The sequence below is a fragment of the Streptomyces atratus genome, from assembly GCF_014648655.1.
GTDB lineage: Bacteria > Actinomycetota > Actinomycetes > Streptomycetales > Streptomycetaceae > Streptomyces > Streptomyces atratus.
In genome coordinates, this window is sequence record NZ_BMRN01000064.1 from 1 (window position 1) to 12839 (window position 12839).

16 protein-coding genes are annotated in these 12839 nt (G+C 68.3%); 10 read left to right on the top strand and 6 right to left on the bottom strand.

What is annotated here, in order from left to right:
- Together IEZ15_RS39545 and IEZ15_RS39550 are read left to right on the top strand one after the other, a co-directional pair.
- Nucleotides 1–490: integrase core domain-containing protein (locus IEZ15_RS39545; protein WP_189281843.1), on the top strand; the 490-nt coding region annotated here is incomplete at its 5' end.
- A 791-nt stretch (nucleotides 491–1281) separates the two neighbouring features.
- A complete protein-coding gene (locus tag IEZ15_RS39550) occupies nucleotides 1282–1929 on the top strand; it encodes a hypothetical protein (protein WP_189281844.1) in 648 nt (215 codons plus the stop codon).
- Between the two features lie 139 nt (nucleotides 1930–2068).
- Here the strand turns inward: IEZ15_RS39550 and IEZ15_RS39555 are convergent, their stop codons facing one another.
- Complete coding sequence (locus IEZ15_RS39555; protein ID WP_189281845.1) at nucleotides 2069–2404, bottom strand: hypothetical protein; 336 nt, start codon at nucleotides 2402–2404, stop codon at nucleotides 2069–2071.
- Nucleotides 2405–2575: 171 nt separating this feature from the next.
- On the opposite strand from IEZ15_RS39555, the gene IEZ15_RS45835 reads away from it, so the two are divergent.
- On the top strand, nucleotides 2576–2791 hold the full coding sequence (locus tag IEZ15_RS45835; protein WP_229846443.1) for a hypothetical protein: 216 nt from the start codon (nucleotides 2576–2578) through the stop codon (nucleotides 2789–2791).
- Nucleotides 2792–2824: 33 nt separating this feature from the next.
- Complete coding sequence (locus IEZ15_RS39560; RefSeq protein WP_229846444.1) at nucleotides 2825–3034, top strand: hypothetical protein; 210 nt, start codon at nucleotides 2825–2827, stop codon at nucleotides 3032–3034.
- An 18-nt stretch (nucleotides 3035–3052) separates the two neighbouring features.
- Here IEZ15_RS39560 and IEZ15_RS39565 read toward each other — a convergent pair whose 3' ends face one another.
- The 3 genes from IEZ15_RS39565 to IEZ15_RS39575 form a co-directional block, all read right to left on the bottom strand.
- On the bottom strand, nucleotides 3053–3490 hold the full coding sequence (locus IEZ15_RS39565; RefSeq protein WP_189281846.1) for a hypothetical protein: 438 nt from the start codon (nucleotides 3488–3490) through the stop codon (nucleotides 3053–3055).
- Nucleotides 3491–4207: 717 nt separating this feature from the next.
- Entirely contained in the window at nucleotides 4208–4423 is a 216-nt protein-coding gene (locus IEZ15_RS39570; RefSeq protein WP_189281847.1) for a DUF6243 family protein, read from the bottom strand.
- A gap of 745 nt (nucleotides 4424–5168) precedes the next feature.
- The gene (locus IEZ15_RS39575) at nucleotides 5169–5741 is read right to left on the bottom strand and encodes a TetR/AcrR family transcriptional regulator (protein WP_114243295.1); all 573 of its coding nucleotides are present in this window, start codon (nucleotides 5739–5741) and stop codon (nucleotides 5169–5171) included.
- A gap of 71 nt (nucleotides 5742–5812) precedes the next feature.
- Between IEZ15_RS39575 and IEZ15_RS39580 the strand changes: the two genes are divergently transcribed.
- From IEZ15_RS39580 to IEZ15_RS39590, 3 genes are all read left to right on the top strand, one after another.
- Nucleotides 5813–6706, top strand: a complete 894-nt coding sequence (locus IEZ15_RS39580) for an NADP-dependent oxidoreductase (protein ID WP_189281848.1) — start codon at nucleotides 5813–5815, stop codon at nucleotides 6704–6706.
- 97 nt (nucleotides 6707–6803) lie between these two features.
- Nucleotides 6804–7928, top strand: a complete 1125-nt coding sequence (locus IEZ15_RS39585) for an FAD-dependent oxidoreductase (protein WP_189281849.1) — start codon at nucleotides 6804–6806, stop codon at nucleotides 7926–7928.
- A 69-nt stretch (nucleotides 7929–7997) separates the two neighbouring features.
- On the top strand, nucleotides 7998–8924 hold the full coding sequence (locus IEZ15_RS39590; protein WP_373302730.1) for an NADP-dependent oxidoreductase: 927 nt from the start codon (nucleotides 7998–8000) through the stop codon (nucleotides 8922–8924).
- Between the two features lie 70 nt (nucleotides 8925–8994).
- Here the strand turns inward: IEZ15_RS39590 and IEZ15_RS45840 are convergent, their stop codons facing one another.
- Nucleotides 8995–9384 carry a hypothetical protein gene (locus tag IEZ15_RS45840; RefSeq protein ID WP_229846445.1) on the bottom strand — a complete coding sequence of 130 codons (390 nt, stop codon included), beginning with the start codon at nucleotides 9382–9384 and terminating at the stop codon, nucleotides 8995–8997.
- 395 nt (nucleotides 9385–9779) lie between these two features.
- Between IEZ15_RS45840 and IEZ15_RS39600 the strand changes: the two genes are divergently transcribed.
- The 3 genes from IEZ15_RS39600 to IEZ15_RS45845 all read left to right on the top strand — a co-directional run bounded on the left by IEZ15_RS39600 (nucleotide 9780) and on the right by IEZ15_RS45845 (nucleotide 11884).
- Complete coding sequence (locus IEZ15_RS39600; RefSeq protein WP_189281850.1) at nucleotides 9780–10625, top strand: IS5 family transposase; 846 nt, start codon at nucleotides 9780–9782, stop codon at nucleotides 10623–10625.
- A 90-nt stretch (nucleotides 10626–10715) separates the two neighbouring features.
- Nucleotides 10716–10844, top strand: coding sequence for a hypothetical protein (locus tag IEZ15_RS46595; protein WP_268250497.1), 129 nt, complete (start codon nucleotides 10716–10718; stop codon nucleotides 10842–10844).
- Between the two features lie 230 nt (nucleotides 10845–11074).
- Nucleotides 11075–11884, top strand: coding sequence for an ATP-dependent DNA ligase (locus IEZ15_RS45845; protein WP_229846446.1), 810 nt, complete (start codon nucleotides 11075–11077; stop codon nucleotides 11882–11884).
- Between the two features lie 87 nt (nucleotides 11885–11971).
- Here the strand turns inward: IEZ15_RS45845 and IEZ15_RS39610 are convergent, their stop codons facing one another.
- Nucleotides 11972–12769, bottom strand: coding sequence for a DUF5707 domain-containing protein (locus IEZ15_RS39610; RefSeq protein WP_189281851.1), 798 nt, complete (start codon nucleotides 12767–12769; stop codon nucleotides 11972–11974).
- Nucleotides 12770–12839: the final 70 nt, after the last annotated feature.

The window sequence follows — 12839 nt, forward strand, 5'->3', positions numbered from 1 at the left end:
GCGGGCCGAGGAGCTGATCCGCGAGACCATCGCCCGCAACGGCATCGTGCCCCAGACCGTGCACGCGGACCGCGGCACCTCGATGACGTCGAAGAAGGTCTCCCGACTACTGATCGATCCGGGGGTGACGCGGTCGCACTCGAGGCCGAAGGTCTCCAACGACAACCCTTACAGCGAGGCCCAGTTCAAGACCACGAAATACATGTCGGACTATCCCGAACGGTTCGATTCGCCGGCCCACGCCCGCGAGTGGTTCGACGCGTTCATCGCGTATTACAACCATGAGCACCGGCACTCGGGTATCGGCTGGCACACCCCCGCCTTCGTCCACTTCGGGACCGCCGAGGAAGTCCGCGACCAGCGCGCGGTCACCCTCGCCGAGGCACACGCCCGCCACCCCGAACGCTTCGGCCGCCGCCCCGGACCACCCGAGATACCCCAGACGGCCTGTATTGGTTCTCAGTTTCGATGTCATACGACGACGCTGTGACCTGGATGTTCTCTCGCTGTCTCACGTCGTGTCAGGCACTGTCGGTCTCAGATCCGTGTCATTTCCTACCGGCGCCCGCGTATGCCCGGCGCGTCGTCCGAGGACCGCCCTGTTCCGCGGTGCCCGGTCGCGCAGGACAAGCAGCGTCCAGCCGCGGCCACCTGGATCGAGTGGTCTGGTCGCGGCGGTGAAGAGTTCCGCGGCCCGGCGGTAGGAAAGCCGTCCTCGGCCGGTCACCGGGCAGCGGTCAACTGCCGGCGTGGAGGCGGGAGCCCGTCGGTCGGTGACGAACACCGGCCCCGCGGTGCGCCCGGCCAGCAGCATAGGCAGCAGACGTGCCGTGCCCCGTCCCCAGCTCAGGGATGCTGCCGCGCGCCCTGGTGTGTCGACCGAGTAGGTCGAGGTGGTCGATGTTGAGGGCAAGCACCTGTTCGACGGGGGCTCTTGACTCGTGGAGGAGGTGCCACAGAGCCAACTCCCTGAGCGGAGCCCGCAAGGCGAGGGCAGCACGGGCCCGATCCGGGTCGGCGGCAGTCACCCTCACAGCCGTGGAAACACCAGAAGGGTTCGGTGCCGGTCCAGGACATGGCACCGGCAATGCCAGCCCGGCGGCCGGGTCTGCGGTGATCCAGCCTTCTGCCAGCCACCATGCCGTAGCGGCTCGAAGGCAGGACAGTTCGCGGTCCAGTGTGCGTGGCTCCGCAGCGGCGGCACGGTCGACCAGTCCCCGTTGCAGCCTCTCCGGGGCCTTCGGGTCGTGTCGCAGCCGCGAGCTTGCGTGCTGCGGCAGCATGGTGTCGGCGTACGGCCTACGTTCGGGCGTACGCCGACACCCCCTGGCCTGGACCAGCAAGCCCCACGTCCAGCGGAACCTGCGGGCCCTGGCCCGCGGCGAAGTCCCGTTCACCCACGAGGGCCTGAGCCAGCTCACCCCCTGGCGTTCAGTGGCCTACCTGCGTGATCTGCTCATCCAGGCCGGGGGCCTGCCACCTGCCGACCGACAGCTGCTGCTGTTCCAGCGATGGCTCGCCGAGAAGCTGCCCGCCATCGACGATGCCGGGCACCGGCAGTTGCTGGAGCTCTTCGCCGCCTGGCACGTCCAGCGCCGCCTCAACACCCTGGCCGGCCGCGGCCCGCTCACCGGCAAGCAGGTCCAGCAGGCCCGCGACGAGATCCACCTCGCGACCGCCTTCCTCGATCATCTCGCCGAGCGTGGACGGTCTCTCGCCGACTGCACGCAGGCCGATGTCGATGCTTGGTACGCCGGCGGCTACACCGCCCGGCGCCTCACCCACGCCTTCCTGCGGTGGGCGATGCGGTCCAAACACATGCAGAAGGCTGCCGTCCCGCACCGCTCCACAAGCAATCCCGCCCCGCTCGCCCAGCACCAGCGGCTCGCGCTGCTAGTGCCGCATCAAGCAACGTTCGCCTCGTTGTGACGTGTCGTCCGGTTGCTGCGCCGGGCGGCACTGGGCGGTCAGAATGATCACGTGGCTGAACGCGTGCGGCCACAAGGAGCAGGGAAGCTTGTTCCGCCGCTACATGATCTGGCGGAACAAGCACGCTGCCGACGAACGCCTACGCGAGATCGTCAGCGCGGCGAGCGTTGCCTGATACGGCACCGGAGGGGGTCGCGATATCGAAGTAGAACTCGTAGCCGCCGCTGTCCTGCACATAAACCGCCAGCCTTGCCGGAATGACCGTCCCGCCTCTGACGACGATCACGGGCTGACCATCCCGGTACTCGATCGACAGCGTGCCGATGTCTTCGGGCTTGACCTCGGTTGCCGGGATCAGCGTCGGTTCTTGGGGCGACGTTGCCTCAAGGGTGGGAGTCAGCCCAAGGCTTGCCATCATCTCGGGTGACATCTGTGTCTTGGCGGGGCCCTTGGCGTTGGGCGTGGTCTCGGACATGGTGCTCCTCACTGGCCGGCTCACTGCCGACATGTACAGATCTTCCCATGACGGTGCGTAAGCGCGTCATCACTCGTGAACAGAACGCTGCCGATGAGCGCCTACGCGACGTCGTCAGCGGGGCGAACGTTGCCTGATGCGGCACTAGGGCAACTCGTCAACCACGACGACGTGCCGCTTCAGGACCGCGTCGCCGCCCTGCTCGTCCTTCTCTACGCACAGCCGCTCACCCGGATCGCCCGGCTCGGCACCGACGACGTCCTGCACGAGGACGGCGAGGTCTTGGTCCGGCTCGGCGACCCACCATCGCCTGTTCCGGCCCCCTTCGCCGGGATGCTGCTGGACTACCTGGGGCAGCGGCCGAACACCATGACCGCGACCGCCTGATGGCTCTTCCCCGGCCGCCGGGCCGGACAGCCCATGACCCCGGAAACTCTGGAACTCCGACTCCGTCACCTGGCCTTCCCGACCCAGCGAGGACGCACCGCGGCGATCCGCCACCTCGTCCTCCAGGCCCCTGCTCCGGTGGTCGCCCGGATGCTCGGCTACCAAGACGACACCACTGCCCAGCTCGCAGCCGAAGCCGGAGGGACCTGGCGGCACTATGCCCCTGGCGGCCACTCACGGTGAACACGAGCCCGGGAGCGGTCACGCCTCCGGTTGCACGGATCCCGGCGCGCGTAGGGGCTGCGGTCGACTGGTCGAAAGACGTGCGGCCTCGGCGGCCACCCAATCCAGAAGCACATCTGCCAGATCAGAAAGGGATCTTCCTTCGCCGAGAAGGACGAAGCGGCAGTCGAGATGGTCTCCCGGATTGTGGGGGTTCAGGATGCCGCAGCGAAGACCCGTACGGTCGATCTGGCCGCCCAAGCAGGTGCTGATCATATTGCGCACGGGGTCTACCAGGCTCGTCCACACCAGCAGGCCGTCTGTCCATAGGAGGTCGACGGGGAAGTCCACGCAAAAGTCTTCAGGTTCCGGCGCCCCACTGGGCCAGCTCGTGACGCGGGCCGCCAGGTGCTCGACCACCGGCCGCCAGTCCTCGCCGAACTCCCAGTCCGTGAGGTACTCGTCGAACGTGCTCATCGGGCCAGTGAATCACCGTTGGGTGCGGACTCGCCTGCGCGTATCGACTCCACGCCGCCTACCTCGTTGAGGAGACCAGCCTGTCGCGGTTCTGTCGTGGTAGCGAGAGCATCTGCGATGCCGGGGGCGGGCATCTCCAGAAGCTGTTGGCGGATGGCGGCGCCGTGTGCGGCTGCAGCCGGGAACACCGATCTCGTTGAGGAGCGCGGACAGATGGGTCGGGGCGGAACGGCCGACCTGCCCGGCGGCAGGGGAAAGGGGCTGAAACTGGCGGCCACTCACAGTGAGCACAGCCCCCACTGGCGCCTCCTGAACGTTCTCATCGGCCACCGCCTGATGGCGCTCTGTGCGGCCGCCGGTCGTCACCCGCCCCCATGCCCCGCTGACCGGCGCGTTCGCCGCCCACCCAGCCACCTGCCATCAGGCGCTCCAGCTCGCGGTTGACTTCGGCTTTCGTCGCTGTCGACGCCGTCGCGGACTTCCTCCCCGAGGAGGCGTCCATCGCCCTGGTCAAGCGCCTGGAGTTCTGCGATTGCGGCCGGCTCGTACGGGACGGCGACGACCTCACCCGGAACGCCCTGAGCACCGTCGCCGGCATGACCGCGTGCCAGGGCCTGGTGCTGGCGGCGATCGACTACGCCCTGTACGGCAGCAGGGCCCGGACCGCGCGTCGCGGTCCGGGCCCTGCCCCGTGCGGTGCCTCCCTGCGGCGGTGCGTCAGCTCTGTGCGGTGTCGTCGCCCGCCTGCCCGGCGCCCTCAGCTGCGCCTGCCTTCTCGCGCATCCTGCGCACCAGCTCCGCCTTCTGGTCGGCTGCACCCTGGCGGTCGAGGTTGCGGTGCGGACCGTTGTTCTGCCGTTCGGCGCGGGACAACCTCTTGCGCTGGCCGCCGCCCATGCCCACGGGGTTGTTGATGTTCTTGCTCACGGTCACGGGTTCTCCCGGTAATGATGTGAAGTGATCTACGGATTCATCGGTGGGGGACGGACGGCGATGTCGAAGGACGTCAGCAGGGGCCCATCACGCTCTCACTCGTAAATCGGCGTCTGGAAGAACATGACAAAGACGTTACCCGGTTCCGACGGCCCCGCACACCAAAACCTTTTCGCCGCCCCGGCGTCGGCCGGGCCTTCGGCGAGCGCCCGGGGTCAGCCGTTTCCTTCCGGGAATCTCAGCACCGCCAGCACCCGCCGGTGGTCGCCGCGCGGAAGGCGTCAATTCGCGCCGGCTCGTCACCACCGGGTTGGACACGGCGGCCGCCCGCTCGTCGGCCAGGCCCCGGGCGGCGCAGGGAGGTGTGTATCGAATGCGAGTGACAGTGATCTGGGTGAGGAGGTCGGTGTCGTCGGCGGGCGCGGGGCGTTGCAAGCGGTGCAGCAGGTCCCGGTGCAGGCGCAGCGCGTCATCGCTGCCGGTGGCGGCCAGGACAGCAGGGGATCCCACAGGGTGTAGGGTCTCGCGGCTGGTGTTGGCGATCGCCCTCGTGACCTGCAGGTTCTTCCGCAGTCTCACGTCGTGTCGGACGTCGGAGTCTCAACTTCATGTTGTTTCCTCGACGGTCCGTCCTGATCGGATCGGATGTCATTCCGAGACGAGTTGGCTCGTGCGGAACCAGAGTTCGTGCTGAGGCCCCGTCCAGCTCTGGATTCACTGCTCGCCAGCAGCCTCACCTGGAAGGTCAGGTGACTTCCCAGGCCGCCTCGATCATCTGAAAGATCTCGTCCAGCGCGGCGTCCGGGTCGGCCGCCTCGTGGGCCAGCGCATAGGCGTCGATCACGAACCTCGCGATCGTCCGGCAGGCCGTTGCGCTCTGTGACAGGTCGGGATCGGCGACGAGGGCCGTGGCCAGCGACTCCGCGTGGCGCAGCCGCATCGACTCCTCGTACTCCCGCAGGGCACGTGATGCGTCGATCATGCGGTAGATCGGGGCGGCGCCGTCCCCCGTGCAGTGCCGGACCATGGCCTGGATCTCGCGGCGCAGCGCGGGGATGAGTGGCTCGTGCGGCCCCCGGCCGGTGACCGCCTGCGTGAGGCGCTGCTCGAAGTTCTCGTCCTGCTCGAACACCAGGGCCTCTTTCGAGGCGAAGTGGGAGAAGAGCGTGGTGACGGCCACGTCGGCCTCAGCGGCCACGTCACGGATGCCCACCGCGTCGTACCCGCGCTCCAGGAAGAGCCGCAGGGCGGTGTCGGCGATCTTCTGGCGGGTCGCGGCCTTTTTGCGTTCACGGCGTCCGGTCGTCGGCACGGTCATGCCGCTGACACTACCAAATCCAAAGGGATAGCGGTTCCTAAATCATAACCGTTAGTGTTACGGTCGGCCGCATGAAGAGAGTGAGCTTCGCCGAATTCGGCGGTCCCGACGTTCTCCACCTCGAAGACGCCGAGGAGCCCCACGCGGGCCCCGGCCAGATACGCGTCGCCGTGCGGGCGGCGGGCGTGAACCCGGTCGACTGGCGGATCCGTGAAGGCCAGTTCCAGAAGGTCCGCCCGGTCGAGTTGCCCGCCGGAGTCGGGCAGGACGCCTCCGGGGTGGTGGACGAGGTCGGCGAGCACGTCGAAGGGGTCGAGGTCGGTGACCGCGTGTTCGGGCGAGGCTCAAGTACGTATGCCGAGTTCGCCGTCCTCGCGGCCTGGGCCCGTATGCCCGAGAGCCTGACCTTCGAAGAGGCGGCCGGGTACCCCTCCGTCGTGGAGACCGCGCTGCGCATCATCGGTCAGGCCGGCGTGCAGTCCGGGCAGACGCTGCTGGTCAGCGGCGCGTCCGGGGGAGTTGGATCGGCGGTCCTCCAGATCACCCACGAGCGCGGCATCACGGTGATCGGCACGGCCGGAGCCGCGAACCAGGAGTATCTGCGGAGCCTGGGCGCCCTCGCCACGACGTACGGCGAGGGCTGGGTCGAGCGGGTGCGGCGGCTCGGACAGGTCGACGCGGCGCTCGATCTGGCCGGGGCAGGCGTGATCCGCGAGCTCGTCGAGCTGACCGGGGATCCGCGGAGGGTGGTCTCCATCGCCGACCTGGGTGCGCCGGAGCTCGGTGCCCAGTACTCCGGCGTGACCGGGAACGTTCCGCAAGCCCTCGCCGAGGCCGTCCGCCTCATCACGCGGGGAAAGCTCCACATACCGGTCGAGAAGTCGTACCCGCTCGCCGAGGCCCCGGCGGCACACATCGACAGCCGGGCCGGTCACACGCGCGGGCGCCGGGTCATCGTCGTCTGAGCCGTTCCCTGCCCGGTCGCACGGCCCGGCGAGCTGCCTTCCTTCCCGTGATCCCGCCGGGGCCCACCCGGCAGGTGTGCGACACGCAAGGAGCCCCATGCACACTCCTGTCACGATCATCGGCGCCGGACTCGGCGGCCTCGTCCTGGCCCGCGTCCTGCACCTCCACGGCATCCCGGTCACGGTCTACGAGGCGGAGTCCTCCCCGACGGCGCGTTCGCAGGGCGGGATGCTCGACATCCACGACTACAACGGCCAACTCGCCCTCAAGGCAGCCGGACTGATGGACGGGTTCCGCGGCCTCATCCTGGAGGGCCGCCAAGCGATACGGCTCCTGGACCACAACGGAACCGTCCTGTTCGACAAGGCCGACGACGGCACGGGCGAAAGCCCCGAGGTACAGCGCGGCAAGCTGCGACAGATCCTGCTGGACGCACTCCCCGACGGCACCGTCCGATGGGGCCACAAGGCCACTGGCGTCCGCGCCCTCACCGAGGGCCGCCACGAGGTGACCTTCGCAGGCGGCGCCGCCGTCGTCACGAACCTGCTGGTCGGCGCGGACGGCGCCTGGTCACGAGTCCGACCGCTGCTCTCCGACGCCACACCTGAATATGTCGGCCGGTCCTTCGTCGAGACCTACCTGCACGACGCCGACAACCGGCACCCGGCCGCCGCGAAAGCGGTCGGCGGCGGGACACTTGTCGCGCTCGACCCGGACGGGAACGGGAAGTGGCTCGTGGCTCACCGGGAGAAGAGCGGGGTCCTCCGCACCTACATCACACTGGCCAAGCCGCAGGACTGGTTCGCCACCATCGATTTCACCGATGCCGCCGCAGCCGCCGAGCGGATCGCGGAGGAGTACGACGGCTGGGCACCGGAACTCACCGCCCTGATCACCGCCGGCCAGACCGCGCCGGTCCTGCGCCCCCTCCACGCCCTGCCGGTCGGGCACCGCTGGGACCGGGCGCCGGGAGTGACCCTGCTCGGCGACGCCGCCCACCTCTCAACCCCCAACGGTGAAGGCGCCAACCTGGCCATGCAGGACGGTGCCGAACTCGGAAAGGCCCTCGCCGCACACCCCGACGACATCGAGACCGCCCTCACCTCATACGAACAAGCGCTGTTCCCTCGCAGCGCCGCGGCCGCCGCCGCAGTCGCCCACAACCCCACCCCCCAGGACGTGATCAATTTCTTCACCGACCGAGACCAAGCGGGAATCTGACAGTCCCGCAAAGGTGAGCGACTGCAAGCTCTCCTGCTGAACGACTTACTACGCGTACGGAGGTTGTCCGTGTTTGCTATGCAATACCACCGCTACGGCGGTTCCGAAGTCCTCTGCATGGAGGAGGTCGAAGAGCCGCACGCCGGGCCCGGGCAGGTCCGCATCGCGGTGCGTGCCACCGGCGTCACCCCGGTTGACTGGTACCTGCGTTCAGGGATGCTGCGGGACATCGCCACCCTGGACTTCCCCCACATCCCCGGCATGGATGCCGCCGGAATAGTCGACGAGGTGGGGGAGGGGGTGACCGGCACCGCCGTGGGAGACGAGGTCTTCGGCCTCGTCCCCTTCGTGGATCAAGGAGGCGCCGCGGCCCAGTACGCCGTCCTTGAGGCATGGGCACCCAAGCCTCAGTCGTGGTCTTTCGAGGAAGCGGGTGGCGCCGCGGGCAACATCGACACAGCCATGCGTGTACTGGAGGCCCTGGAAGCCGCCGAGGGCATGACCTTGCTGATCGATGGTGCCGCCGGAGGCGTCGGCACCATCACCGCGCAACTCGCCCAGGCCCGCGGCCTCGACGTGATCGGCACCGCGAGCAAAGGCAACCACGACTTCCTCGACCAGCTCGGCGTCGTACCGGTCACCTACGGGGCAGGGCTGGCCGATCGCCTTGCCCCACTGGCTCCGCACGGCGTCGACGTAGTTCTGGACGCGGCCGGTAAGGGCTCTCTTGGCGAACTGGTGGCCATCGCCGGCGACCCGCACCGCGTGGTGACCATCGCAGACTTCGACGCCGACCGATACGGAGTGCGGTTCTCCCGCTCCCAAGCAGGAGAGTCGCCGGGCTGGGCAGGACTGCCACTGGCGGCCGATCTCGCCGACCTCGGACGCCTCACCGTCCCGCTGCACGCCGTGTTCCCGTTGAAGGAGACCGCTACAGCTCACGACGCCAGCGCCACCGGCCACGCGCGCGGCAAGATCGTCATCACAGTGTCCTGACAGCCATGGGCCTGGGCGCGCTCGCCGCCTACCGCCTGGCGACCGGGTATGTCCCGCCGCAGCGCACCTGTCAGGTGGTGGTCCGCCGACCTGCCGGGGACACGAGAAGGTGGCGGCTATGCAGTGCATCGAGTTCCTGAACTACCGCATCGGCGAACAAGTGGGGGAACTTCACTTTCCCGTTCACCTGCGTCTTCAGCAGAAACGGCTGTGCCAGGATCCGGTGTACGGCCCGGTCGAAGTCGTCCAAGAGGAGACGAGACAGCTCAAGGTGCGACTCGTAGATCACGAGATCGCGCATCGTCGCCGACCAGTAGGTACCCGAGTAGTGCTTCTGGTCCCTGCACCAGCGGAACGTCCGCCACGGATGAGCCGTCTGCAGCGACGCCGTCGCCACAGACGCCCAGGAACAACCTTCAACCCCGCCACCGTGCCCACGAAAGCTGACCGTCGCTTCCATCCCCACTCCCGGGTTGGAGTTGCCCTCCGCAGCACGATGCTCCCGCCCAACACGCCGACGGATGCACACCAGCAACGCTTTCACTCGAACGAGGGACGGCAACGGCCTGCGAATCTCAGCTCAGTGTCGGATCCGGTGCTCACCGGGGAGTGGGAGCTCGGCCCCAGCAACTGACCGATTGTGTGCGGCGCCCCCAGGTCGGGTCTGGAGGTGTCAATCGGCCTCTGTCCAGGGCGGGTCCGGTGTGATGTTGATAGCGCCACAGTTCCAGCAATCCCATTCCTCAGAGGGCATTAAGTCCCGTTCCGGATGATTTGGTGTCGCCCGTTCGTGGGTGATGGGGGGTCGCGCTCGTGTCATGTCGTGTGCATGATGAGGTGACTGGCAGGGAACGGATGCCGTATGCAACCGACTTGACCGACGAGCAGTGGGCGTTGATCGAACCGCTGGTCACCGGGTGGAAGCAGGAGCGGGTGGCGCGGTCTGCGACCGGGGACCCGGGCTCCTGTGATCTGCGGGAGGTCGTGAACGCGCTGCTCTACCAGAACCGGACTGGCTGTCAGTGGCGGCTCCTGCCGCACGATTTCCCGTCCTGGTCGGCGGTGTTCTACTACTTCAGCCTGTGGCGCGAGGACAGCCTCGACCAGCGGATCCAGGAGATTCTGCGCTGCCAGGTCCGGGAGCGGTCCAGACGATTGGAGGATCCGTCCCTGTTGATCGTCGACACCCAGTCCGTCCGCGTGGCGGCCGGGGTGCCGAAGAAGACGACGGGACTGGATGCGAACAAGAAGACGCCTGGCCGCAAGCGTGGGCTCGCCGTGGACGTCATGGGCCTGATCATCGGAGTGGTGGTCCTGGCCGCGAGCGCGCACGACAACGAGGCCGGCATCGCCCTCCTGGACCAGGCTGCCGAACGATGCGGGATGCGCCTGGAGAAAGCCCTGGTCGACCAGGGCTTCAAGGACGCCGTGATCATCCACGGAGCGGTGAAGGACATCATCGTCGAGGTGGTCCGGCGCAACCCCTACGACCAGGGCAAAGGCTTCGTCCCGCGACCGAAACGGTGGGTGGTCGAGCAGGTCAACGGCACCCTCATGCTCCACCGACGCCTCGCCCGCGACTATGACCACCGGCCCGACAACGCGGCCTCCCGCGTCTACTGGGCCTCCACCGCCGGCATGCTCCGCCGCCTCACCACCCCCACCCCCGCCTGGCGTGACGACGTGGAGCTGGCCGCGTGAACGTCTCCGAACTCCTGCGGCTGCTGCAGACCGAACACGACGAGACCCGTCGTGTCAGGAGCCTGTGCGCGAGGGTGGCCACGGGAGAGTTTGGGCGCGTTCTTCGTCGTACACATGACGATGTGCGACCCGTTCCAGGTGCAGGCGGTGCCGCTCGCCCTCGCCGTACCCGTCCGGGCCCCGCCGCGCGGCGCCGGCGCGAGCTGGGGGCCGCGCTGACCCCCGGCGGGCCCGAGCATCCGTGGACGGGAATGCAGATCAGCGCTGGATGGGGCTCTGGGAACAAGCTCCGGTACGTCACCGTCCAGCCGAACCTCGTCGCCGAGGTACGCGCTGACACAGCGGTAGACCGCGGCCGGCACCAGCACTCAGTGCGCTACCTGCGTATTCGGGATGACCTCACCCCTGGCGACATCGCGGCGGCGGGGTGACCGATGCGTCGGCGCCTGATGTCTCATGAGACATCAGGAAGTCTGGAGAATGACAGTCACAGGACCGTGCTGCGCCGCAGTGACGACACCGTGTTCTTGTACGCCCGGTCCGGGCGCATCGTCACCCAGCACTGGATGGACCTCGCTGTGGTCGGCATGGAACTGCGGCCGGGCACGGTTTTGGATGGGGAAGCGGTGATCTGGCGGGACGGCCGGCTGGACTTCGCGGCGGCACAGTCCCGGGCTGCATGGTCCGTGACCCGAGCCCGTGCCCTGGCGGCCCGGTATCCGGCCTCGTACGTCTGCTGGGACGTGATCCAGCACCCGGACCCTGCGATCGGAGACCTGCGCAGCCGCCCGTACACGGAGCGCCGCGCCTACCTGCTGGAGCTGATCGCCGACTTGGGGCCGCCAATCCAGCCCGTACCAGCAACCGGAGGGTGTGCTCGTCGGGGAACGTCCTCGCCCGGCACGATGGGCCTCGAGGGCGAGGCGGTAGCCGTCCGGCGGGGTCCGGCACCGAACCGGCGCGGCGGGCAGGATCTGCGGCGGGGCCGGCCTTCACGGCTGCGGGCCCCAGGACGTGCAGGGCGCGGACGTTCGCACCAGACACCTTCGCGTTGGCCGCCGCGACCAGCTTCGGCGCGATCCAACGCAGCTTCGTGCCGTACGCGGGAGCATCGGGGGCGACGTCCAGGCGGCCAGTGTCCCCGTCGAAGCCCACGGCCTGGACCCGCCCGGCGGGCTCGGGCGCGGTGGGATGCCGTCCCACCGAGCGAGGACGCTGCCGTCGGCGGACCCCTCGAAGGCGCGATGAGGACGGCGTAGTTCCCGGCGGAAACGCCCCCTCGCGGAAACGGCGAAGGGCCCGGCCTGCCGGGCCCTTCGGTTCTCTCGCTACCGCGCGCTGCGGGACTACTTCACGTCGACGAAGTCACCGGTGGCGTTGGCTGCGGGAGTCGAGGTCGTACCGGCGAAGCTCCAGCGCCAGTAGCCGTCCTCCACCGCCTTGACCGTGGTCTTCAGCGTGCCGGTGTTGGAGCCCTTCACCGTTTTGACGGTGGTGTATGTGCTGCTGTTCTTCTTCCGGAACTGGAGTTTGACCGACTGGGACGCGTAGCCAGCGTACTTACGGGTGTCCCAGTTGGCCCGGTCCAGCTTGCCCGTGACCGTGATGGTGCTGCCTTTCTTCACGGGCTCCGGGGAGGCGTTGGCCGTCAGCCGCGACAGCCGCTGGAACCTGACCGAGGAAAACGTGTCCTTCTCGGTGAAGTTCCCGTCCTTGCCCCATGCGCCGGCGTAGACCCGCCAGGTCGTAGCGTTGGTGTTCCACAGGTATCCGGGGTCGACCGTGATGGTGAGGGTGCAGGTCGAGGTTGTGGCGTTCGCGGCCTTGCACTTGGCCTTTTCCCCGTCCGGGTGGAACCCGAAGCCGTACAGGTTCGGGTTGCTGTCGCGGCCCCTCCAGATGTAGGAGAGAGCGTCCTCGATGCCCGAGGAGTGGGACGCGGTGACGGAGACCGTCACCTTCTTGGTGGCAGTGGTACCGAGCACGATCGGCTTTCCACTGTTCACAACGACCTTGCTGATCACCGGGGCGGTGTCCGCCCGCGTCAGCGCGGACGAAGGGCTGCTCGCCTGAGAGACCGGCACGGCGAGGGCGGACAGGGCCAGGGCGCCGGAGACAGCGGCAACAGTGGCACGAATACGCATTTGTTCCCCAAGTCTGGTCTGTGGGTCTGCTGACCCGACAGACCAGACCTGGGGCGAACGTGAAAGGTTG